This window comes from Chromohalobacter sarecensis (assembly GCF_023061135.1).
Lineage (GTDB): Bacteria > Pseudomonadota > Gammaproteobacteria > Pseudomonadales > Halomonadaceae > Chromohalobacter > Chromohalobacter sarecensis.
The window spans coordinates 16996-39690 of sequence record NZ_JAKGAN010000015.1; the positions used below are offsets into that span (position 1 = coordinate 16996).

Genomic DNA, 22695 nt, shown 5'->3' on the forward strand with positions numbered 1-22695 from the left:
CGTCGGTTCGCGGAGACACCTGACAAAGTCGGGACGCTGGTCTTATCATCAGTTGCAGCCATCACGACCCTCGCTTAGCTTTACCTTTATACATCAGTCATCAGCTGTGGAGTGCGGCCATGAGCCTCAACATGGATCGGGTAGCATCGGCGTTCACCTTCAAGGGTGGCATGTTGCCCATGACGGTCATGGAGCTGACGAGCGCCGACCCCGAGCAGATACGCGCCCAACTGGCCGGTAAGGTGAGCCAGTCGCCGGCGTTTTTTCAACATACGCCGGTGGTGCTCAGCGTCGAGCAGCTCGATGAACCGCATCTGGCGCTGGAACGAATTTGTGCCGTGTGCCGCGCCCATAAGCTGCTGCCGGTGGCCGTGCGTGGCGGTACCGACCCCGTAAAGCAATCCGCCTGGGCGTTGGGGCTAGGGTGGTTTCCGCCGCAAGAAGCGCGTCCGCGTGCCGTGGAAGAGGCACCGCTCGCCGCCGCTGAGCCTCAACCCGAAGCAGAGGCGTCGCCGGCACCGGCCGTGGGGCGTATCTACCGTGGTACAGTGCGCTCCGGCCAGCAGGTTACCGCGCCGGAGGGCGATCTCGTCGTGGTTGGCGCGGTCAACCCGGGGGCCGAGGTGCTGGCGGCGGGCAGCGTGCACGTTTATGGGCCGCTGCGTGGCCGCGCGTTGGGCGGCATTCATGGGGATCGCCAGGCGGGCATCTTCTGTAAGGAGTTGCATGCCGAGCTGTTGTCGCTGGCCGGCAATTACAAGCGCCTGGAAGATATCGACCCGCGCTTGCTGAATCAGCCTGTACAGGTTCAGCTGCGCGATGACCAATTGAACATTTCATCGCTCGGCTAGTCGGGATGTCAGGGCGCCATGTCGCGCCAATGTGGATGGCTAGTACGAACGACTCAATAGCAACAGGAAGCTCATCTTGGCCAAGATCATTGTAGTGACCTCCGGCAAGGGCGGCGTTGGCAAGACGACCAGCGCCGCGGCCATCGCCACGGGATTGGCGTTGCGTGGCAACAAGACCGTGGTGATCGATTTCGACGTGGGCTTGCGTAACCTCGATTTGATCATGGGGTGCGAGCGACGCGTGGTGTACGACCTGATCAATGTCATCCAGGGAGAGGCTGGCCTCAATCAGGCGCTGATCCGTGACAAGCGGACCGAAAACCTGCATATCCTGCCGGCCTCGCAGACACGCGATAAAGAAGCGTTGACCCCTGAAGGCGTAGAAAAGGTACTCGAGACGCTGTCCCAGGAGTACGACTTCATCGTCTGCGATTCACCGGCGGGCATCGAACATGGCGCGCAGTTGGCGATGTATTTCGCCGACGAAGCCATTGTGGTGACCAATCCCGAAGTATCGTCGGTCCGCGATTCCGACCGTATCCTTGGGCTATTGGCATCCAAGACGCGTCGCGCCGAGCGTAGCGAACCACCGGTCAAAGAACACTTGCTGATTACGCGCTACGACCCCAGTCGGGTGACGTCGGGCGACATGCTGACGCTCGAGGACGTGCGTGAGATCCTGGCCATCAACCTGGTAGGGCTGATTCCCGAGTCGGAAGCGGTGCTGCGTGCCTCAAACCAGGGCGTGCCGGTGGTGCACGACATGGACAGCGACGCCGGTAAAGCCTACGCGGATACCGTTTCGCGCCTGCTCGGCGAGGAAGTACCGCTACGTTTTCATGAGTACCAGAAGAAAGGACTGCTCTCCCGCATGTTCGGAGGAGGTCGCCGGTGAAACTACTCGAATTTCTCAAGCGTGAACGCAAGAAGTCGGCGTCGGTTGCCAAGGAGCGCCTACAGATCATCGTGGCGCACCAGCGTGGTGAGCGCGACCAGCCTGACTACATGCCGATGCTGCAGCAAGAGTTGCTTGAGGTGATCAGGCGTTACGTGCAGGTCGACCAGGATGCGATCAACATCAGTCTGGATAGCGACAATGACTGCTCGATACTCGAGCTCAACGTCACCTTGCCACGCGATGAGCAGGGACGCCCAAGCTGAGTCGGTGGGCAGGGTGTGCTAGGCTGAGCGCTTTTGGCAGTGGGGAGACTGCGGCCATGGCGCAGGGCAAGAGCGAGCCGACCTTTCTTTGGCATGATTATGAAACTTTCGGTGCTGATCCTCGGCGCGACCGCCCCGCGCAGTTCGCCGCGATCCGCACCGATCTCGATTTCAACCCGATCGGCGAGCCGTTGACATTCTATTGCAAGCCGGCGGATGATTTTTTGCCGCATCCCCAGGCCTGTCTGATCACCGGCATCACGCCACAAGCCGCGCGCCGTCGAGGTCTCGCCGAGATCGAGTTTGCCGCGCGCATTCATGCTGAAATGAGCGTGCCCGGCACCTGTTCGCTGGGCTACAACACGCTGCGTTTCGACGATGAAGTCAGTCGTCATCTCTTTTATCGTAACTTCATCGATCCGTATTCCCGCGAGTGGCAGAACGGCAACTCGCGCTGGGATTTGATCGATGTGGTGCGTACGTACCACGCTCTGCGTCCGGAAGGCATCGAGTGGCCGACGCGCGATGACGGTGCGCCGAGCTTTCGTCTCGAGGATTTGACCGCCGCCAACGGTATCGAGCACGCCGGAGCCCACGACGCGCTGGCGGATGTGCGGGCGACCATCGACCTGGCACGCCTGCTCAAGTCGCGCAATCCGCAACTATTCGAGTATCTGCTCAAGCTGCGCGACAAGCGTACGGTCGCCAAGATGCTGGATATCCAGGCGCGCAAGCCGATGCTCCACATCTCGCGGCGCTATCCCGCCAGTCGAGGTTGCAGTGCTCTGGTGGTGCCGCTGGCCGAGCATCCGAGCAACCCCAATGGGGTGATCGTCTATGACTTGTCGGTGGACCCGACGCCGCTGCTGTCACTGAGCGCCGCACAGATTCGCGAGCGGGTATTCGCCAGTGCCGATGAACTGGCCGAGGGCGAGGCGCGTATTCCGCTCAAGGTGATCCAAATCAACAAGAGCCCGGTGATCATGCCGGCGACCTCGCTCAAGGACACCAGTGGCCCCCAACAGGGCGAATATGGCGACATCGTGGCCCGGTTGGGGCTGGATATGGAGGCCTGTCGGGGGCACTGGAAGCAGCTTCAGGCCGCGCCGGACGTGGCGGCCAAGGCCGCCGAGGTCTTCGCTGATGGCCCCGGAGCGCCACCTGACGACCCGGACGTGATGCTGTATTCGGGAGGCTTTTTCTCGCCGGCGGATCGTCGTGAGATGCAGCGGGCCCACGAAATGGCGCCCTGGGATCTGGCCGATGCGCGTTTCGCTTTTCAGGATCCGCGCCTGGAGGAAATGCTGTTCCGTCTGCGGGCGCGCAATTATCCCGATACTTTGAGTGGCGACGAACAGGCGCAGTGGGAAGCCTACCGTTGGGCGCGCATGAACGACGCCGAGGTGTCGAGCCTGACCCTGACGGGGTTCGCGCGCGAGATCGAACGGCTCAACCAGGTCTCGCTGGATGACGAACAGCGCCAGGTGCTCGAAGAACTGGTTATGCACGTCGAAGCAATGATGCCGCCGCAGGCGTTTGACTAACCCGCTATATGTGCTGATTAGACACGAAGCGCCCGGGCCATGAGCCCGGGCGTTTTGCATGCTGGGTGCCGTTGGCGATTGCGTTCAGTCGCTGGCGGGGAGTGGTCGGAAGTCGCGCGTCAGCCCCGTGACATCGCTGGGCTGGGTGCGCGCGTCATAGCTCACCGTGAGCGGCTGTGTGTGGCGTAGCGCGTGCCACGCCTGACGGATCGACGAGGCATCCATGGCGTCGACACGGTCCGCGAGTTTCTCGCGCCGTGAGAAGTCCGGCTCGGCGTAGGCCAACGTCTGCCAGAGGCGGTTGGTCAGCTCGCCCAGGCTGTTGTCGCGCTCCCTCAGGCGGCTGCTGACTGCGTCGCGATAAGGCGTCAGCTCGCTATCGTCGAGTGCCTGTAGGCGTGCGTCGAAGTCCTTCAGGAAGGCGTCCATGCGTGCGGCGATGCGCTTGCTGGGAGTATCCGGGGACTGCACCAGCATCGCCAGGCCCGGCGCATCGAGCACGGGCGAATAACCTGCCGTGACGATATAGCCGAGTTGCTCCTCGGTGCGTAACTGGTTGTAGAACGGCGATTCGAGCATCTTGCCGAGCACGGCGAGGCGCGCCTGGCTGTCGAGGCCGCGATCCGGGCCTTGCAGATAGCGCAATACGGCGGCGTCGTTGCGGGTGCTGCGCGGATGCAGGGTCGGTGGAGTCTCGGGGAGCGCCAGCGGCGACAGGGCAGGTATGTCCGAGGCCTCGAGCCGAGGTGTAAGTGCATTGGCCACTTGCAAGCCCTCACGGCGTGCCAGGTCCGAATCCAGGTTGCCCACCGCCATGGCTTGCAGGTAGAGATCTCCGAGGAAGGCGTCGCGATAATCGCGCAGGTCGTCGACGCTCAGCGTATCCAGTGCCTCGAGCATTGAGGACGTCGTCCACTGAGGGCGCAACAGCGACTCACTGAGCGTGCGATACATCTGCTGATGCAGCGGCGCCTGGGGTGCGTTTTGCCACTGCTGCGAGAGCCGGTACTTGACGCGCGAGAAGCTCTCCTCGCTGATGTCACCTTGCTTGAGGCGTTCGACGACATCGCCCATCAGACGCGCCTGACGATCGCGCCAGCCCGAGAAGGTGAGCGTGATGCCGCGTGCGTGGGCGTAGGCATCGAAGGATTGTCCGGCCAGCCGTGCCGGATAGAAGCGCTCGTTGAGGCTGTCGGTGACCCAGCCGGCGAGCAGGCGCGTCAAGGCGGCATTGCTGGGGGTCTCGGAGGCGTCGGGATTCTGCAGGCTGAAGCGCCACTCCACGCGCGGTGTACCGAAGCGATCGTTGGCGAGGTGCCAGAGCTCGACGCTCGGGGCCTCGACGAGGGCATGCGGTTCATCGCCACTCGCCTCGTGAACCTCCAGATCGCGGGCGATAAAGGGGTTGTGTGGTGGCAGACCGAGGTTGTCGAGCGGCGCGGCCTCCGGCCAGTCCGCGAGTCGCGTCAGCGTGTAGGGCGCCTCGAAGTAGGGCGAGGTGTCGTCGCCGTCGACATCCGGGCCGCTGTAGACGCGCAACAAGTGCGACGGGGTCATGTCGGCGAGATAGTCTTGAATACGTGCGGCATCGAAGCCGTCCATGCGGTACGGCGCGTATTGCACATCCTCGAGCGGATAATCGGCCAGGTTCATGGCAAGCCGACTGGCCTGATCGATGGGTTCGCCCGGTTGCTGAAAACGGAACTCTTGTTCGTTGAGACGCGCTTGCTCGTCGTAGCGCCATGCCTGTAGCCCGTCTTCGCGAATGCGCGCTATCTGATCGAACAGGCTGGCCTGGATGCGATCGATATGCTGTGCGCCTTCCGGCGTGAGGCTGACCGAGACGGCGAAGAGCGCGTGCTGGCCATCGCCGTTCATGGTGCCTGCCGAGAGGCCATCGGCCCATCCCTTGTGCCGCAATGCCGCGAGTAAGCTTCCCTCGCCTTCATGGCCCAGCAGGTTGGCGAGATAGTCGGCCGGCTTGGTGCGATAGTCGCCCTGCGGATCGGGAATCGGGAACAGGAAGCGCACCTGCTTGTCCTGCGACAGACTTTTGATCTGCAGGCGAGCGGGCAACTCGTCGTCGGTGACCAGTGGCGTGTCGATCTCGCTGGGCGATAAATGACGCTCGGGCACCTCGGTGAAACGGTCGCGCAGCATGGCTTCCAGGTCGTCGAGCGACTGGGGGCCGATGACCGTCAGGTGCATGACGTTGGCGCCGTAGTACGCCTTGTAGAAATCGACCAGCCGCTCGCGAAGCGATGAGGTATCGTTGTCCTTGAGCGTGTCCAGGCTACCCACCGAGAAACGGGTCATGGGATGTTCGGGGTTGAGAGCCTGGTTGATGGCCTCTTGAAGACGCCGGCTATCGTCGCGCAGGCGTGCCTGATACTCCGAGTTGACGGCGTTGCGCTCGCGGTCGACGTATTCGGCATTGAAGCGCGGTGAAATGAAGAAGCGGCTGAAGCGATCCAGGGCTTCGGGCAGCGCTTGGGGCTCAATGTCGAAGAAGTAGTTGGTATCGCGCGAGGCGGTAAAGGCGTTGTGATCGCCGCCGTGGGCGGAAATGAAATTCTGGTAGGCGTCGGCTTCCGGATAGCGGTCGGTGCCCAGGAACAGCATGTGTTCGAGGAAGTGTGCCAAGCCGGGCGTGGCGTCGGGATCGTCGGCGCTACCCACATCCACGTTCATGGCGGCGGCGGCCTTGTCGGCCTGCGGGTCGCTGACCAGCAAGACCTCGAGGCCGTTGTCGAGTGTCAGGGCGCGGTAGTCGCGGGTATCGTTGGGGCTGACGGTTGGCTCGACGACCTCGGCTACCGGGTCGCTGGCGCGCGCCGTCTGGTAACCGGCGACGAGAACGATAAGCGCGCCGAGCAGCCAACGGACTGCAAGGGGAGGGGACGAAAACACGGTGAAGACTCCTTGTTCACTGATGCCAGTAGGTCATCGGGCCGGTGGGATGTCCGCAGGCCCAGTCTTGATGCTTTGGAGCGTTGACACGTCTTGATACAGGAAAAGCGCCCAACAGTTCCAACGGAGCGGGGGTCAGCATCTCGCGGGCACGTTCGTCCGGAGTCGCTGGCGCCAGCCACTCATGGGCATCCCCCGCCTCGATGACGGCTGGAAAGCGATCGCTGAGCGGTGTCACCAGTGGATTGCTGGGCACCGTGATCAAGGCCGTAGAGTCGTTAAACTCTGTCAGCGTGGTGTGATAACGGCACCAGACCCCGGCCAGCAGCAGCGGCGCCCGGTCAACGCGGGTGACCAGAAACGGCTGCTTCATGCGTGGCTGCGGCTTCCAGACATAGACGCCGGCGACCGGAATCAAGCAGCGCCGCGCGTGGAAGGCTTCGCGAAACATCGGGCGCTGCTCGAGCGATTCGGCGCGAGCGCAATGCGGCGCGTGGTCCAGCACCTTGAGCCAAGGCGGGGTCAGCCCCCAGAATGCCGTGGCCCAATGCGCTTCGTCCGCGTCCTGACGAATGATCGAAATAGGGCGACGCGGTGCCAGGTTGGGGCCGACGATCGGCTGGCTGTCCTGGCGAAGCGCGTCGAGCGGCGGCGTTGTCCAGGGCTTGATGTAAAGACGGCCGGCCATGCTCTCTCCTCGCGGTTCGACGCGACAGGGTAAGCCACGCTGGCGGGCGCTTACCAGCGCTGCTTTTGATTTATCGCAAGGCTTGCCACTTGCGTTTGCGTGCGTTCCCGATATGCTGGGGGAAACGCTGTTCGACCACGCGCGGTTCGGACTCTTGCGCTTGCTAAGAGCAAAATTGGCAATACAGGCAAGAGTCAAGTGCCGTGCATGCTCATCACGAGGAATCCGATGGCTCGTCCCAGACAGCATGCACCCGAGGTGCTGCATAGCCAGGTCATGGCGGCGTGTGACGCCTGGCTACGCGATAATCCTGTGCATACGCTGTCGCTGCGCTCGTTGGCGCGCGAGGTGGGATGTGCGCCTAGCACGCTGCTGAAACTCTACGGTAGTTTTGGCAACCTGCTGCAATACGTCAACGTCGAGACGCTGGGGCGCCTGCGGGTGGCCGTGGAGGAACTCGAGGGCGCTGATCCCGAGTCGCGTCTGAAGGCATTGGCGACGGCTTATTGGATATTCGCGCAGCATGAGCCCTATCGCTGGCAGATGCTGTTCGAATACCCGCTAGCCCAAGAGGGCGAGCTGGACCAACGTCAGAATGACATGATCGAGGGCCTGTTCGTGCGTGTCGAGGCAGCACTTGCCGAGTACCAGCCGCTGATGGGCGAGATCGAGGCACGGCGCATGGCACGCACCCTGTGGGGGAGCGTGCATGGCTTGGTTCAACTGGGACTCAACGAACGGCTGGGCGTCTGGCAGGGCCAGTCGCTGGAAGTCACCGAGTTGCTCGATCAATTGCTGACCACCACGCTGATGGGACTCAAGTACGGTCCGAGAGAGTCGTGATTCCCCGATTGCTTACCCAGCGTCGATTCGCTCCCTTCTTCTGGACACAAGCCCTGGGCGCGTTCAACGACAACGTGTTCAAGAATGTCCTGCTGTTGCTACTGACCTTTGTCGCCGTGCCTCGCTATGGCTGGGACACGGGGCTGCTCAACAATCTCGCGGCGGGGCTTTTCATCCTGCCTTTCCTGTTGTTTTCGGCATGGGGCGGCTTGCTGGCCGACCGTCTCGACAAGCGTCGTCTGGTCAGACGCCTCAAGGTGCTGGAACTCGTGACCATGAGCATGGCGGCGGCCGCCGTCTGGTACGAGGCCTATGCTGTACTGCTAGCATTGTTGTTCATGATGGGTACCCAGTCGGCACTTTTCGGGCCGGTGAAGTACGCTATCCTGCCGCAACACTTGTCGCCAACCGAGCTCGTCAAGGGCAACGCCTGGGTCAGCCTGGGCACTTTCCTGTCGATCCTGCTGGGCACACTGCTGGCAGGGGTGCTGGCGTCCCTCGAGGGTGACTGGGCGCGGGGAAGTATCGCTGCCACCTTAGTGGTGCTGGCGCTCCTGGGGCTTATCGCTAGCCTGTGGGTGCCCAGTGCGCCGCCCACGCAGGCGGGCGCTACGCCGTGGCGACCCTGGCGTGGCGGACGTGAAGTGCTGCGCGACGCCTGGCATCAGCCGCAGGTGTTTCGCGCCTTGCTGGGCATCAGCCTATTCTGGTTTCTAGGGGCCTGCTATCTGACTCAGATGCCGGCCTGGACACGCGATGTCGTGCATGGCGATGAAGCCGTGGTCAGTGCCTTGCTGGGGGCGTTTGCGCTGGGTGTGGGCGCGGGTGCGCTGCTGTGTGCACGCTTGTCGGCGGGGCGCCTGGAGGTCGGCTTGATACCGGCCGGTGCCATGCTCTTCGGCTTGGCGGGTCTCGACCTGGGGCTGAGTCAGCCGCTGGCGGGAAGCGAGACCGGGCTGGCGGCATTGAGCCTGTCACCGGGGTTCTGGCGCCAAATCCTCGATTTCGCGGTGATCGGTCTGGGTGGTGGCTTGTACATCGTGCCGTTGTATACGCTGATTCAGCTCGAAAGCGACGATGACAACCGCGCTCGCATGATCGCCGCCAACAATATCCTCAATGCGTTGTTCATGGTGCTGGCGGCGGGCTTCGGCGTCGTCATGCTGAGTGTGATCGGCGCCTCGCTGAATACCTTCATGCTGGCTCTCTCGGCGGTGTCCCTGACACTGGCGGTGATCATCCTGTGCATGGTGCCGCGTCCGGCATTGCGTCTGTCGATTTTCGTGCTGATCCGCGTGCTGTATCGGCTGCGTTTTCGCGGGCGCCAAGCCGTGCCCGCACGCGGCGCGGCGCTGGTGGTGTGCAACCACGTCAGCTTCATGGACGCCTTGATTCTGGGCGGCGGGTGTCCGCGTCCGCTGCGTTTCTTGATGGATCGCCCCATTTACGAATCCCGGTGGCTCAACTGGTTTTTCCGCATTGCCGGCGCCATCCCGGTGGATTCCGAGCGTTGCGATCCCGGCGGTGTGCGGCGTGCCCTGGATGAAGTGAGTCACGCCCTGCGTCAGGGAGAGGTGGTGATGTTGTTCCCCGAGGGACGCTTGACCACCGATGGCGAGATGCAGCGTTTTCGGCGTGGTGTGGACATTATCCTGGCGCGAGACCCGGTACCGGTGGTGCCTGCCGGATTGGCCGGGCTATGGGGATCGTGGACCTCGAATCGCGACGGCAAGGCATTGACCAAGTGGCCACGGCGTTTCCGGGCGCGGGTGGCGCTCCACTTTGGCGATCCTATTCCGGTGGGCGAGGCCAAGCGCGCCGACATGGAGCGGCGCGTGGTCGAGCTCAAGCGCAAGGCTGAGGCCGAGATCGGCGTGACGGCGGATTAACCCAGCGCCCGGGCGCGGCGTGCCGACTGCCAGCAACGCGCCGAGGTGATCAGGTTGTCCTTGATCTGCAGGATTTCCATACGAATCGCCCCCAGTTGCAGGCAGGCGGGCGCGTCGGGAAAGGCTTCCAGGTGTTCGAGAATCAAGCCGTTGAGCGTCTTGGGGCCGTCGGTAGGCAACTGCCAGGCGAGTACTTTGTTGATGTCGCGGATGTTGGTAGTCCCCTCGATGATATAGCTACCGTCTTCCTGGGGGTGAATCTCGCGGTGCGTGGCCGCTTCGTCGGTGGTGAATTCGCCGACGATCTCCTCGAGGATATCTTCCAGTGTCGCCAATCCTTCCACATCGCCATATTCGTCGACCACGATGCCGATACGGCGCTTCTGTTGCTGGAAATTGAGCAATTGGGTGTGAAGCGGTGTCGACTCGGGAATGAAATAGGGTTCGCGGGCTTCCTGGACGATGGCGGCCTTGGTCACCTCGGGCTTGGAGAGGAAGCGCGCGGCATTACGCAGATGCAGGATACCGATGATGTTGTTGATATCGCCTTTATAGACCGGTACGCGGGTGTGCTGGCTGGAGCGGATCTGGGTGAGGATGGCCTCGAGGTCGTCGTCGAGGTCGATGCCGGCGATTTCCTGACGTGGCACCATGATGTCGTTGACGGTTACGTTTTCCAGGTCGAGGATCGACAGCAACATGGACTGGTGGCGCCGGGGGATCATGGTGCCGGCCTCATGAACGACCGTACGCAGTTCGTCACGCGTCAGGTTGTCGGCACTGCCGTCGATATCCTTGACGCCCATGAGCCGCAAAAGGCCATTGGAAATCGCATTGACGAGCCACACCAGCGGATAGAAGAGCTTGAGTAGCGGCTCCAGTGCCACGGATGCAGGATAGGCGATGCGTTCGGGCTTGACGGCGGCGAACGTCTTGGGCGTGACCTCGGCGAAGATCAGAATCACGATGGTCAGCACGGCGGTGGAGATGGCCGGTCCGGAGACATCGCCGAAGAAATGGATGGCGATGATCGTAGCAATGGAGGCAGCGAGGTTGTTGACGAAGTTGTTGCCGATGAGGATGACCCCGATCAGCCGGTCGGGGCGGCTCAGTAGGCGCATCACACGCTTGGCGGTGCGCTCTCCGCTATTGGCCTGGTGCGACAGGCGGTAGCGGTTGATCGACATCATTCCGGTTTCAGAGCTGGAGAAGAAGGCGGATAGGCAGATGAGCACGAACAGCAGCGTCAGCAGCAGCCCTAAGGGTATGTCATCGCTCAAGGTGTAGAGGTCCTCGCTGAAAAGCCAACATCGTTTGTAGGGTTTCCCCCCGGAAGTGTCAAGTTGCCGCGCGTTTGCCTAGATATCGTGGAAGATCAGCTGTAGCGCGACCTTGGTGCCGAAGTAGCCGAGTACCAGTAACAGGCAGCCGCCCAGCGTCCAGCGCATCGCGCGGGCGCCACGCCAGCCCAGCCAGTGGCGGCCGATGAGCAGCCCCGTGAAGACCAGCCAGGCGGCGAGAGAGAACACCGTCTTGTGGACGAGGTGCTGGGCGAAGAGATTGTCGATGAAAATGAAGCCGCTGACGATGGCCGCCGTAAGCAAGAGCAAGCCGGCGCCGATGAGCTCGAACAGCAAGCGCTCCATGCTCGTCAACGCGGGCAGTACCTGGATGATTCCACGCGTATGACGGCGTTTGAGGGCGTGATTCTGGAACGTCACCAGCACGGCTTGTACCGCCGCGATGCTGAGCAGTGCCGAGGCTACGCTGGAGGTCACGATATGAAAGGCGATGCCGGGCGAGACATTGGATTCGACCATGTGGCTGGGATAAAGCATCAGTGCCACCAGCGTCAGCGCGGCCAGTGGGAAGAGGACGATACCGGCATTCAACAATGGCTTGACCAGGCTGACTGCGATCAACAGGGCAGCGATCAACCAGCTAAAGAGTGAGGCGCTTTCGAACAGCCCCAGATGCAGGCCTTGACCGAGAAACACACTATGCGCCACGACCACGGCATGGGCGCTGACCGCGAGCAAGCCCAGCGAACGCACCCACGGTGCTCTGGGCGCGACACGTCTGGCAAGCGCCAGCGCCTGCCAGGCGCCCACGGCGAGATAACAGACAATGGCGAGAATCGCAAAAGGCAGCGCCTGCATCGGTGGCCAATCCCTGCGCCGGTCGGCGTCGAAGAAAATGAAGCGTCAATATCACGTGAGCATGTCACGCGGACTCAGGAGCGTTACTATAGCGAATCCCCGCGCCGTAGCGAATCCCCCCGCCGTTCACGCATCGCGACGGGTGCATGGAGAGAGTCGCCACGAACGCGTATAATCGCCGTTTCATGCCTAGGCAATTCCTGCCGGAGAGCGCCATGTTTGAAAGTTTGACCGATCGCCTGTCGGGCACACTGAAGTCGATCACCGGTCAGGCCAAGCTGACCGAGGACAACATCAAGGACACGCTGCGCGAGGTGCGTCGTGCGCTGCTGGAGGCCGATGTGGCCCTGCCGGTGGTCAAGGCGTTCGTCGAGCGGGTGCGCGAGCGCGCCGTGGGCCAAGAGGTCTCGCGCAGCCTGTCCCCGGGCCAGCAATTCGTCAAGATCGTCCAGCAGGAGCTGGAAGCGATCATGGGCGAGGCCAACGAGGCGTTGTCGCTCAAGAGCACGCCTTCGGTCGTCTTGATGGCGGGCCTGCAGGGCGCGGGTAAAACGACCTCGGTCGCCAAATTGGCGCGCTTTTTGCGCGAGCGGGAAAAGAAAAAAGTGCTGGTGGTTTCCGCCGACGTCTATCGCCCGGCGGCCATCGACCAGCTCGAGACGCTGGCCAAAGAGGTGGAGGTCGACTTCTTTCCCTCGACCAGCGCCCAACAGCCGGTGGACATCGCCCAAGCGGCGATCAAGCATGCCAAGATCCAGTTTCACGACGTAGTGATCGTGGATACCGCCGGGCGACTCTCCGTCGATCAGGCAATGATGGAAGAAATCCAGGCCTTGCATGGGGCGATCTCGCCGGATGAGACGCTGTTCGTGGTCGACGCCATGACCGGTCAGGATGCCGCCAATACCGCACAGGTCTTCCATGAAGCGTTGCCGCTGACCGGGGTGATTCTCACCAAGGCGGACGGCGACGCTCGTGGCGGCGCGGCGCTCTCGGTGCGCCATGTCACCGGCAAGCCGATCAAATTCATGGGCATGGGCGAAAAAGTCGATGCTCTCGAGCCGTTTCACCCGGATCGTGTCGCATCGCGGATTCTAGGCATGGGCGACATGCTGTCGCTCATAGAAGAAGCCGAGCGCAGTGTCGATCAGGGCAAGGCAGAGAAGCTGGCCAAGAAGGTCAAGAAAGGCAACGGTTTCGATCTCGAGGATTTCCGCGAACAGCTCCAGCAGCTCAAGAAGATGGGCGGCATGGGCGGTTTGATGGGCAAGCTGCCTGGCATGGGACAGATGGCCGAGGCTGCGCAGGGACCAGGTGCCGAGAAGGAGCTGGGCAAGCTCGAGTCGTTGATCAACTCGATGACCCCGAAGGAGCGCCGCAAGCCGGAAATCATCACTGGCTCGCGTAAGCGTCGCATCGCAGCCGGCGCTGGCTTGCAAGTGCCCGATCTCAATCGTCTGCTCAAGCAGCACAAGCAGATGCAGAAGATGATGAAAAAAGCCGGCAAGAAAGGCGGCATGCAGAAAATGATGCGCGATATGGGCGGCGGCCCAGGCGGCATGGGTGGTCCAGGTGGCATGGGCGGCCCTGGCGGTATGGGTGGCCCAGGCATGGGCGGTGGCCCCGGTGGCGGCTTTCCGCGCCGTTGATAGCGCCTTTCGTTGTCAAGGAAAAAGGTTTCCAATACGGGCCTTTTTCCGTAGAATGCTGCGTCTTCGCAGGTGGGTCTTGCCCGCCGCGACAGTTCGTGGCGTAACGTAAAACTTCAACCGTAGGATTATAGCGCATGGTTACCATCCGTTTGGCCCGTGGTGGCGCCAAGAAGCGTCCCTTTTATCACCTCACCGTCAGCGACTCGCGTAAGTCTCGCGACGGCCGCTTCATCGAGCGTATTGGCTTCTTCAACCCGGTAGCCCGTGGTCAGGAAGAGCGTCTGCGCGTCGATCTCGAGCGTGCCGAGCATTGGCAGGGTCTTGGGGCTCAGCTCTCTGATCGCGTCGCCGAGTTGCTGAAAGAAGCACGCAAGCAGCAAGCGTGAGTGCACCGCCCGCTATGTCGCACGAGACCGGTCGCGCCGATGCGGCGCAAGACGACGAGCACGTGGTGCTTGGTCGCCTGACCAGTCCCTACGGCGTGAAAGGGTGGTTGAGGGTGTATTCGTACACTAGCCCCATTGAGGGTATCTTCGAGCATGCCGAATGGGTGTTGTCACTGCGCGGCGAGTACCTTGAGTGCACGCTGAGCCAGGGACGCCCCCAGGGCAAAGGGCTGGTCGCCAGCCTTGAAGGCATCTCGAGCCGCGAACTGGCCGAACGTTGGGCCGGCGCGGATATTCTTCTGCCCAAGCAGGCGTTGCCGGCGCTCGCGCCGGGCGACTATTACTGGTATCAGCTCGAAGGCCTGCGGGTCGAGACGCTGTCCGGTGAGTGTCTGGGGCAAGTGAATTATCTCTTCGAGACGGGTGCCAACGACGTGTTGGTGATCCAGCCCAGCGAGGCGAGTCTCGATGAGCGGGAGCGGTTAATACCGTTTCTGCCCGACGGCGTGATCCGTGAAGTGGATCTCGATGCCGGGCGTATGACAGTGGATTGGGATCCTGAATTCTGACGCCGTATCGCCGGTGTCACTGGTCGAGTGATGAAGCCATGTGGATTGGTGTTGTCTCCCTGTTCCCGGAGATGTTCGAGGCGATTACCCGTTACGGCGTAACGGGGCGTGCCGTCGACCAGGGATTGCTAGTGGTGGATTTCTGGAATCCCCGGGATTACGCCACGGATAAGCACCGCACGGTGGATGATCGGCCCTATGGCGGTGGCCCCGGCATGCTGATGAAGGTCGACACGCTGCGACCCGCCATCGCCGAGGCTCGCCGTGACGCCGAACGCCGTGGTTGTGCGCCAGAGCACACTCGCGTGGTTTATCTGTCGCCCCAGGGGCGGCGGCTCGATCAACGCGGTGTACGGGAGTTGGCCGACCTGGAGGCACTGATCGTTGTCGCTGGTCGTTACGAAGGCATCGACGAGCGAGTGGTCGAGGCCGATATCGACGAAGAGTGGTCGATCGGCGATTATGTGCTTAGCGGCGGTGAATTGCCGGCCATGGTGATGGTCGATGCCGTTTCCCGGCTGGTGCCGGGCGTACTCGGTCATGGCGATTCGGCACTCGAGGATTCCTTTAGCGAGGGGCTTCTGGATTGCCCGCACTACACGCGCCCCGAGACGATCGATGGGCGTGGTGTGCCGGACATTCTGCTGAGTGGCAACCACGCGGCGATTCGCCGCTGGCGGCTGAAGCAGTCCCTCGGGCGCACCTGGCTCAGGCGACCTGACCTTCTCGAAGGTCGCGCTCTGGATCGCGAGCAGCAACGATTGCTCGATGAGTTCATCGCAGAAGACGCCACGAGTCAGCACGTCGGTAGGACGGAGGAGCGACGGACGTTCGACGAATGAGCGCCGCGCGTCACCCACTAAGTCGATTCCCGCGTTTCGCGACGCCGGGATCACGACCGACTCTCGACACAATGAAGAGACGGTCATCCAAATATCAAGGAGTTGAGTCATGAGTAGCAAGAACAAGGTGATCCAGGCGCTCGAAACCGAGCAGATGAGCAAGAACATTCCGGCATTCTCGCCGGGTGACACCGTGACCGTTCAGGTCAAGGTCGTGGAAGGTAACCGCGAGCGTCTGCAGGCTTTCGAAGGTGTGGTGATCGGCAAGCGCAACCGCGGACTCAACTCCGCCTTCACCGTGCGCAAGGTTTCCCACGGTGTCGGCGTCGAGCGTACCTTCCAGACGTACAGCCCGCTGGTCGATTCCATCGAGGTCAAGCGTCGCGGTGACGTGCGCCAAGCCAAGCTGTACTACCTCCGCGAGCGCAGCGGCAAGTCCGCACGCATCAAGGAAAAGCTGGCTCGTTAAGCGGCTTGCGGCGTCCTCGAGACGCCAGGGGCGCTTCCTTGAGAGAGCGCTCGACGAGAACCCCGCGGGCCCTTGGCTCGTGGGGTTTTTGCATATGGGGTAGGCGCAGGCGTCGCGGGGAGGGCAGAATCGGTGGATGATCTCGAGTGGCGCGATGCTTTTCTCGATGGGCTCTGGCTGGAACGTGGGCTGAGTCGGCATACGCTGGATGCCTATCGGCGCGATCTGGATGCCTGGCTCGCGCACCTCACGTTGCGCGGCGAGCGTCTGCTTGCCCCCGGCGAAAATGCGCTGGAGGCGTTTCTGGCGTCGCGTCGCGAGCACTATCATCCTCGCTCGGTGGCACGCCTGCTATCTTGCCTGCGGCGCTTCTATCGTTGGGCGCTGGCCGAGGGGCATATCGCCCATGATCCCTTGGCCGAGGCACGTGCGCCCAAGGCCGTCGCCAAATTGCCCAATACCCTGGATGAAGCCGAGGTCGAGCGCCTGCTCGAGGCCCCGGACCCGGATGCGCCGCTGGGATTGCGCGACCGCACCATGCTCGAGGTGTTGTATGGATGCGGTCTGCGCGTCTCCGAACTGGTCGGCTTGACGGTGGATGCGGTCAACTTGCGTCAGGGCGTGCTGCGCGTGCTCGGCAAGGGCGATAAGGAGCGCTTGGTCCCGCTGGGCGAGGAGGCGACCGCATGGCTTGAGCGCTACCTGCGGCAAGGGCGTGGGGGCTTGATGAATGATCCGACGCGACCGCCCTTGTTTCCCGGACGCCATGATGGGTTCATGACCCGCCAGACGTTCTGGCATCGTATCAAGCGGCATGCCGTGGTGGCTGGCATCGACAAGCCCCTCTCGCCACACACGCTGCGTCATGCATTCGCCACGCATCTGTTGAATCATGGCGCCAATTTGCGTGTCGTACAGTTGTTGCTGGGTCACAGTGATCTGTCGACCACGCAAATCTATACCCAGGTAGCCCAAGCGCGCCTGGAAGCGCTGCACGCCCAACATCATCCTAGAGGTTGATCATGTCTAGAGCCGTATTGTCCGTCATGGGAGGCGCCCTGGCCCTTCTGGCCGCGCCGCTAAGCCTTGCTGCACCCTCCGAGGGGATGGCCGACAAGCTGACCCACAACGGGCAGCCGCTGCCGGTGGCGTCGATCGAGGAGTCGCCGTTATCGGGGCTCTATGAGGTGCGTCTCGAGAGCGGTGAAACCCTGTATACAGATGCCGACGGGGAATACATGGTGGTCGGTGACCTGTATCGAAACCGCGACGGGCAGATGGTTAACCTGACCGAGCGTGCCGCCAACGAACGCCGTCAGGCGCGTCTCGATGACGTCCCCGCGGGTGAGCGCGTCATCTACAAGCCTGCCGGCGAGGTCAAGGCACGCATTACTGTCTTTACCGATACCTCGTGCCCTTATTGCCAAAAGCTGCATAAGGAAGTCCCCCGTCTCAATCGGATGGGAATCGAGGTAGACTATCTGGCCTTTCCACGTGCCGGTGTCGACTCCGAGGCGGCACGCGTGCTGAGCCAGGCCTGGTGCGCCGACAATGCCACCGAGGCGCTCACCGCCGCGATGCGTGGAGAAACCCCGGACGCCACGGCGCAGTGCGAGGCACCAGTGGCCGAGCAGTACGAACTTGGACGTGAGCTGGGGATCCAGGGAACGCCCGCCATCGTGTTGCCGAATGGCCGCATGGTGCCGGGGTACGTGCCGGCCGAACGGTTGGCATCGATGCTCGGTATCGAAAAATGACCGAGCGACGATAAATAGGATGACCTCCGGCGCTAGGCGCGGGAGGTCCGCTGGACACATACACTGAGCAAGGGGGGCGTGACGTTGAAACCGGTGAGAGTAGGTATCTGTGGGCTAGGGACCGTGGGTGGCGGTACCTTCAATGTGTTGACGCGCAATGCGGACGATATCGCCCGTCGCGCCAGTCGACCGATTATCGTCGAGCAGGTCGGTACGCGTCGCGATAACCCGCAATGCGAAACCGCCGGGGTCAAGGTCACCCGCGATGTCTTCGAGGTGGCACGCAATCCCGATGTCGATGTACTGGTCGAGTTGATCGGCGGCTACGACGTGGCCCGCGAGCTGGTGATGACCGCCATCGAGAACGGCAAGCACGTGGTTACCGCCAACAAGGCGCTGATCGCCGTGCACGGCAACGAGATCTTTCAGGCCGCTCATGAGAAGGGCGTAATCGTGGCCTTCGAAGCGGCCGTGGCCGGCGGCATTCCGGTGATCAAGTCGCTGCGTGAAGGCCTCGGCGCCAACCGCATTCAATGGCTGGCCGGCATCATCAACGGCACCGGCAACTACATTCTGACCCACATGCGCGATGAAGGTCGTGCCTTCGACGACGTGCTCGCCGAAGCGCAGGCGCTGGGTTATGCCGAAGCCGACCCGACCTTCGATGTCGAAGGCATCGACGCCGCACACAAGCTGACCATCCTGGCGTCGATCGCCTTCGGTGTGCCGCTGCAGTTCGATAGGGCCTACACGGAGGGCATCTCGCGGGTCACCGCCGAGGATGTCGAGCAGGCCGATCAACTTGGCTACATCATCAAGCACCTGGGGATTTCCAAGCGCACCGAGAAGGGTCTTGAGCTGCGCGTGCATCCGACCTTGATCCCCAAGGAGCGCCTGCTGGCCAGCGTGCATGGCGTGAAGAACGCCATCGCTGTGATGGGCGATGCCGTGGGGCCGACGCTTTACTATGGCGCCGGGGCAGGGGCCGAGCCCACGGCTTCGGCGGTGGTCGCCGACCTGCTCGACGTGGCCCGCGATATCACCACCGAGCACCATTACCGGGTGCCGTATCTGGCCTTCAGCGGCATCGACGAGGCCGATGGCTCGCTGCCGATCCTGCCCATGGAGGACATCGTCACCGCCTATTACCTGCGGCTGTTGGCGGTGGACCGTCCGGGCGTGCTGGCACGGGTGGCGACGATTCTTTCCGAGCAGGGGATCTCCATCGAGGCGATCATCCAGAAGGAAGCCACCGAAGGCGAGCTGGTGCCGATTATCCTGATGACGCACCGCACCCGCGAGCAATACATGAACCAAGCGATCCGCCAGCTCGAGTCGCTGGCCGATATCGCCGGCCCGGTGACGCGGATCCGCGTCGAATCGCTCGACGAGCAGGAATAAACCAGGACGGAAGAGAGAAGGGATAAGAAGTAAGACGTAAGAGAGACAAGCCGTGAATGCGAATCTTCAGGTTCTAGCTATTGGGTTCTCTTCGTTCTTCCAGCTTCAAGCGGCGAAGCCGCGCTCTTCCTTCTAGCGAGGAAACCGAGCAATGCGTTATATCAGTACGCGCGGCCAGGCGCCGGCGCTGAGTTTCGAAGAAGTGGTGTTGACTGGAATGGCCTCTGATGGCGGTCTCTACGTGCCGGAGACGATTCCCACGCTCTCGACGCAGGATCTCGAGGCGATGGCGGGGCTTTCCTATGCCGAGATCGCCTTTCGGGTGATGAAGCCCTTCGTCGGCGGCGAGATCGATGACGAGACCTTCCGAGGCCTGGTCACGGATGCCTATGCGACCTTTAGCCACGAGGCGGTGGTGCCGCTGAATCAGCTCGACGCCAACCATTTCCTGCTTGAGCTGTTCCACGGCCCGACGCTGGCGTTCAAGGATGTCGCCCTGCAATTGCTGGGGCGCATCCTCGATCACTTCCTGGCCAAGCGCGGCGAGCGGGCGGTGATCATGGGGGCGACGTCCGGCGATACCGGATCGGCGGCGATCGAGGGCTGTCGGCATTGCGACAACCTCGACATCTTCATCCTGCATCCGCATAACCGGGTCTCCGAGGTGCAGCGCCGGCAGATGACCACGGTGCTCGCCGATAACGTCTTCAATATCGCCATCGAGGGCGATTTCGACGCTGCCCAGGCGATGGTCAAGGCGAGCTTCGCCGACCAGGGCTTCCTCAACGGTACGCGGTTGGTGGCGGTCAACTCTATCAACTGGGCGCGCATCATGGCGCAGGTGGTCTACTATGTGGCCTCTGCGGTGGCCCTGGGCGTGCCGCATCGCGAGGTGAGCTTCTGCGTGCCGTCGGCCAATTTCGGTAACGTCTTCGCCGGCTACGTGGCCTATCGCATGGGCTTGCCGGTCAAGCAGTTCGTCGTCGCGACCAATGCTAACGACATCCTGCATCGCACCCTGGCCGACAATGATTTCTCCAAGCAGGCGCTCAAGGCGACCCTGGCGCCGTCGATGGATATCGTGGTGTCGTCGAATTTCGAGCGCTTGCTGTTCGAGGCTTACGACCGCGATGGCGATGCCGTGCGCGATTTGCTTGAGCGCTTTCAGCATGAGCCGGCGGTGCTCGCCGAAGCGCCGTTGGCCAAACTGCGCGAGAAATTCGCCAGCCATAGCGTTGATGATGCCACCATCCTCGAGGTAATCCGCGAAGCGCATGGGCGTACCAAGGAATTGCTCGATCCGCATACCGCGACGGGCTATCGCGCCGCCGAGCGTGTTCGCGCGGATGCCGCGACGCCGATGATCACCTTGGCGACCGCGCACCCGGCCAAGTTCGCCGACGCGGTGCTCCAGGCAGGCTTCGAGGGCGTGCCGCTGCCTGAGCACATGGCCGACTTGCTCGAGCGTGAAGAACGCTACAGCGTGCTGCCGGCCGAGCTCAAGGCGGTGCAAGCCTTCGTCGCCGAACAGCGCCGCTGATGTTTCAGGGCGTCGTGGTGATCCGCGACGCCCCGGTTTGCCATCCCGCCGTCTCCCGAGGAGTCATCCTTGTCAGTAGCCGAGCATGATCCGCAACGCCTGCTGAATCGCCGTATCCTGTCTCGCCCGCGCGATGAGGATGTCTATCGCCGCGCGCAGTCGGCCGGGCTCAGCGAACTGCAGGCGCGGATACTCGCCGGACGTCTGCACGACTACACGGACGATATCGCATCGCTGATCGACCCCAGCCTGCGCTATCTGGCGCATCCCGAGCGTCTGCAGGACGCGCGCCGTGCCGCCGAGCGGATCGCCCTGGCGGTGGCCGAGGGCGAGCATATCGGCATCTTGACCGATTACGACGTCGACGGCATTACCTCGCACGTCGTCATTCTGCGGACCCTGAATGAGCTGTTCGGTGTCCCGATGCACAAGCTGCATAGCTTGATCGGCCACCGTATCTTCGATGGCTACGGCATCAGTTTGCCGCTGGTGGAGCGCACCTTGGCATTGTCGCCACGACCCAGTCTGGTGATCACCGCCGACTGCGGCAGCTCCGATGAGCCGCGTATCGCGCGCCTGCGTGAGGCGGGGCTCGATGTCGTGGTCACCGACCATCACGCCTTGCCGACGGCGGGACCGCCGGCGTCGGCGTATGCCACCGTCAATCCCACGCGCAGCGATTGCGATTACCCGGACCCCACCATCGCCGGTTGTATGGTGGCGTGGCTGACCATGTCACTGACGCGCTCGGTGCTCATCGAGCAGGGCGTGGCTTCGCCCTCGACTCCGAAGTTATCGCCGTGGCTGTCCTACGTCGCCTTGGGCACCGTGGCGGATTGCGTCTCGTTGGGCGCGAGCCCCACCAATCGCGCCGTGGTCAGCCATGGACTGACGCTGATCAATCGCATGGGCGCTGCTTGCTGGCGGGTCATGGCCGAGCGACTGGGGGACGACAGCGTGCCCTTCGATGCCGAAACCCTGGCCTTTCAGATGGGGCCACGCATCAACGCGCGCTCGCGCCTCGACGACCCTTATGCGGCGCTGCATTTCATGCTCGCCGCCGACGACGCCTCGGCGCGGCATCATCTCGAAGTGCTGGATACCGACAACCAGTCGCGTAAGGCGATCGAGGCGGACATGGTCGAGAGCGCTCGGGCATTGGCGCTCGACGCGCTGGCCGAGGGGGCATCGGCCATCGTGGTCTTCCTCGAGGATGGGCACGCCGGCGTGCAGGGCATCGTCGCCTCGCGGCTGGTGCAGTCCTTCGGGCGTCCCACGCTGGTGCTCACACCGGCCGCTGCGCCGGGTATGTTGACCGGCTCGGGACGTTCCATCGAAGGGTTGCACCTGCGCGACGCATTGCAGCGTGCGCATGAACTGGCCCCCGAGGCATTGCCGCGTTTCGGTGGGCACCGGGGGGCGGCGGGTATTGGCGTACCCCGCGAGCGGCTGGCGGAATTTCGCGATGCCTTTCTCACGGCGGTCGAGGAACAACTCGGTGACCGCGAACTTTTTCCTTACGTGCTGACCGACGGCGCCTTGACGCCCGAGCAGCTGTCGCTGGCGGCGGTGGATGAGCTGGCGCGTTTGGCGCCCTACGGTCGCGAGTTCGACGCCCCGCTTTTCGACGGCGAGTTTCGCATCGAGCAGCTACGCCCCGTGGGCGCCGAGGGGAATCATCTGATGCTCGAGCTCTCGTGCGGCGCGGTGAGCCTCAAGGCGATCTGGTTTCGCGCCCTGACACCCGGCGAACTGCCGCCGTTCGGGCTCGGCGACCGACTGCGCTGTGCCTACAAGCTATCGCGCAACCGCTGGCGGGGGCGTGAATCCTTGCAGCTGATGGTCGAGCACGCCGAGCCTGTTTAAGAGGGAAGAGGGAAGAGGGAAGAGGGAAGAGGGAAGAGGGAAGAGGGAAGAGGGAAGAGGGAAGAGGGAAGAGGGAAGAGGGAAGAGGGAAGAGGGAAGAGGGAAGAAGCTAGAAGCTAGAAGCTAGAAGCTAGAAGCTAGAAGCTAGAAGCTAGAAGCTAGAAGCTA

The 22695-nt window shown here is 62.7% G+C and carries 20 protein-coding genes; 16 read left to right on the plus strand and 4 right to left on the minus strand.

The window, feature by feature from the left end; all coding sequences use genetic code 11:
• The first annotated feature begins 119 nt into the window (after window positions 1-119).
• From minC to sbcB, 4 genes are all read left to right on the plus strand, one after another.
• A complete protein-coding gene (minC, locus tag L1071_RS15915) occupies window positions 120-851 on the plus strand; it encodes a septum site-determining protein MinC (RefSeq protein ID WP_246976979.1) in 732 nt (243 codons plus the stop codon).
• A gap of 76 nt (window positions 852-927) precedes the next feature.
• Window positions 928-1746 carry a septum site-determining protein MinD gene (gene minD / locus L1071_RS15920; protein ID WP_246976981.1) on the plus strand — a complete coding sequence of 273 codons (819 nt, stop codon included), beginning with the start codon at window positions 928-930 and terminating at the stop codon, window positions 1744-1746.
• Window positions 1743-2012, plus strand: a complete 270-nt coding sequence (gene minE, locus L1071_RS15925) for a cell division topological specificity factor MinE (RefSeq protein ID WP_246976983.1) — start codon at window positions 1743-1745, stop codon at window positions 2010-2012. The genes minD and minE overlap by 4 nt, the downstream gene beginning before the upstream one ends.
• Window positions 2013-2068: 56 nt before the next feature.
• Entirely contained in the window at window positions 2069-3556 is a 1488-nt protein-coding gene (gene sbcB, locus L1071_RS15930) for an exodeoxyribonuclease I (protein ID WP_246976985.1), read from the plus strand.
• A gap of 84 nt (window positions 3557-3640) precedes the next feature.
• Here the strand turns inward: sbcB and L1071_RS15935 are convergent, their stop codons facing one another.
• Together L1071_RS15935 and L1071_RS15940 are read right to left on the minus strand one after the other, a co-directional pair.
• On the minus strand, window positions 3641-6466 hold the full coding sequence (locus tag L1071_RS15935; RefSeq protein WP_246976987.1) for an insulinase family protein: 2826 nt from the start codon (window positions 6464-6466) through the stop codon (window positions 3641-3643).
• Window positions 6467-6482: 16 nt separating this feature from the next.
• The gene (locus tag L1071_RS15940) at window positions 6483-7154 is read right to left on the minus strand and encodes an SOS response-associated peptidase (RefSeq protein ID WP_246976990.1); all 672 of its coding nucleotides are present in this window, start codon (window positions 7152-7154) and stop codon (window positions 6483-6485) included.
• Between the two features lie 228 nt (window positions 7155-7382).
• On the opposite strand from L1071_RS15940, the gene L1071_RS15945 reads away from it, so the two are divergent.
• Window positions 7383-7997: a TetR/AcrR family transcriptional regulator gene (locus L1071_RS15945; RefSeq protein WP_246976991.1), complete on the plus strand. Its 615-nt coding sequence runs from the start codon at window positions 7383-7385 to the stop codon at window positions 7995-7997.
• Window positions 7994-9886 (plus strand): MFS transporter, encoded by a 1893-nt coding sequence (locus tag L1071_RS15950; RefSeq protein WP_246976993.1) that lies wholly within the window; start codon window positions 7994-7996, stop codon window positions 9884-9886. The genes L1071_RS15945 and L1071_RS15950 overlap by 4 nt, the downstream gene beginning before the upstream one ends.
• Here the strand turns inward: L1071_RS15950 and L1071_RS15955 are convergent.
• Window positions 9883-11166, minus strand: coding sequence for an HlyC/CorC family transporter (locus tag L1071_RS15955; protein ID WP_246976995.1), 1284 nt, complete (start codon window positions 11164-11166; stop codon window positions 9883-9885). The two genes, L1071_RS15950 and L1071_RS15955, sit on opposite strands and share 4 nt — an antisense overlap.
• A 78-nt stretch (window positions 11167-11244) precedes the next feature.
• Window positions 11245-12045, minus strand: a complete 801-nt coding sequence (locus tag L1071_RS15960; RefSeq protein WP_246976997.1) for a cytochrome C assembly family protein — start codon at window positions 12043-12045, stop codon at window positions 11245-11247.
• Between the two features lie 215 nt (window positions 12046-12260).
• On the opposite strand from L1071_RS15960, the gene ffh reads away from it, so the two are divergent.
• From ffh to L1071_RS16010, 10 genes are all read left to right on the plus strand, one after another.
• On the plus strand, window positions 12261-13694 hold the full coding sequence (ffh, locus tag L1071_RS15965) for a signal recognition particle protein (protein WP_246976999.1): 1434 nt from the start codon (window positions 12261-12263) through the stop codon (window positions 13692-13694).
• A 137-nt stretch (window positions 13695-13831) separates the two neighbouring features.
• Window positions 13832-14083, plus strand: a complete 252-nt coding sequence (gene rpsP, locus L1071_RS15970; protein ID WP_075367760.1) for a 30S ribosomal protein S16 — start codon at window positions 13832-13834, stop codon at window positions 14081-14083.
• A 14-nt stretch (window positions 14084-14097) separates the two neighbouring features.
• On the plus strand, window positions 14098-14652 hold the full coding sequence (gene rimM / locus L1071_RS15975) for a ribosome maturation factor RimM (protein ID WP_246977016.1): 555 nt from the start codon (window positions 14098-14100) through the stop codon (window positions 14650-14652).
• Between the two features lie 38 nt (window positions 14653-14690).
• Window positions 14691-15494 (plus strand): tRNA (guanosine(37)-N1)-methyltransferase TrmD, encoded by an 804-nt coding sequence (gene trmD, locus L1071_RS15980; RefSeq protein ID WP_246977001.1) that lies wholly within the window; start codon window positions 14691-14693, stop codon window positions 15492-15494.
• A gap of 109 nt (window positions 15495-15603) precedes the next feature.
• A complete protein-coding gene (gene rplS / locus L1071_RS15985; protein WP_246977003.1) occupies window positions 15604-15963 on the plus strand; it encodes a 50S ribosomal protein L19 in 360 nt (119 codons plus the stop codon).
• Window positions 15964-16095: 132 nt separating this feature from the next.
• Complete coding sequence (gene xerD / locus L1071_RS15990; RefSeq protein WP_246977005.1) at window positions 16096-16983, plus strand: site-specific tyrosine recombinase XerD; 888 nt, start codon at window positions 16096-16098, stop codon at window positions 16981-16983.
• Between the two features lie 2 nt (window positions 16984-16985).
• Window positions 16986-17720: a DsbC family protein gene (locus tag L1071_RS15995; RefSeq protein WP_246977007.1), complete on the plus strand. Its 735-nt coding sequence runs from the start codon at window positions 16986-16988 to the stop codon at window positions 17718-17720.
• Window positions 17721-17804: 84 nt separating this feature from the next.
• Window positions 17805-19121, plus strand: coding sequence for a homoserine dehydrogenase (locus L1071_RS16000; RefSeq protein WP_246977018.1), 1317 nt, complete (start codon window positions 17805-17807; stop codon window positions 19119-19121).
• Window positions 19122-19272: 151 nt separating this feature from the next.
• The gene (thrC, locus tag L1071_RS16005; protein ID WP_246977009.1) at window positions 19273-20661 is read left to right on the plus strand and encodes a threonine synthase; all 1389 of its coding nucleotides are present in this window, start codon (window positions 19273-19275) and stop codon (window positions 20659-20661) included.
• A gap of 69 nt (window positions 20662-20730) precedes the next feature.
• Window positions 20731-22527: a single-stranded-DNA-specific exonuclease RecJ gene (locus L1071_RS16010; RefSeq protein WP_246977011.1), complete on the plus strand. Its 1797-nt coding sequence runs from the start codon at window positions 20731-20733 to the stop codon at window positions 22525-22527.
• The last annotated feature ends 168 nt before the right edge of the window (window positions 22528-22695 follow it).

Excerpts from the sequence above, each read along its gene's own strand:
- minC (WP_246976979.1), top strand. The coding sequence starts at position 120 with ATGAGCCTCAACATGGATCGGGTAGCATCGGCGTTCACCTTCAAGGGT.
- sbcB (WP_246976985.1), top strand. The coding sequence starts at position 2,069 with ATGGCGCAGGGCAAGAGCGAGCCGACCTTTCTTTGGCATGATTATGAA.
- L1071_RS15940 (WP_246976990.1), bottom strand. The coding sequence starts at position 7,154 with ATGGCCGGCCGTCTTTACATCAAGCCCTGGACAACGCCGCCGCTCGAC.
- L1071_RS15945 (WP_246976991.1), top strand. The coding sequence starts at position 7,383 with ATGGCTCGTCCCAGACAGCATGCACCCGAGGTGCTGCATAGCCAGGTC.
- L1071_RS15960 (WP_246976997.1), bottom strand. The coding sequence starts at position 12,045 with ATGCAGGCGCTGCCTTTTGCGATTCTCGCCATTGTCTGTTATCTCGCC.
- ffh (WP_246976999.1), top strand. The coding sequence starts at position 12,261 with ATGTTTGAAAGTTTGACCGATCGCCTGTCGGGCACACTGAAGTCGATC.
- rpsP (WP_075367760.1), top strand. The coding sequence starts at position 13,832 with ATGGTTACCATCCGTTTGGCCCGTGGTGGCGCCAAGAAGCGTCCCTTT.
- rimM (WP_246977016.1), top strand. The coding sequence starts at position 14,098 with ATGTCGCACGAGACCGGTCGCGCCGATGCGGCGCAAGACGACGAGCAC.
- trmD (WP_246977001.1), top strand. The coding sequence starts at position 14,691 with ATGTGGATTGGTGTTGTCTCCCTGTTCCCGGAGATGTTCGAGGCGATT.
- rplS (WP_246977003.1), top strand. The coding sequence starts at position 15,604 with ATGAGTAGCAAGAACAAGGTGATCCAGGCGCTCGAAACCGAGCAGATG.
- L1071_RS15995 (WP_246977007.1), top strand. The coding sequence starts at position 16,986 with ATGTCTAGAGCCGTATTGTCCGTCATGGGAGGCGCCCTGGCCCTTCTG.
- thrC (WP_246977009.1), top strand. The coding sequence starts at position 19,273 with ATGCGTTATATCAGTACGCGCGGCCAGGCGCCGGCGCTGAGTTTCGAA.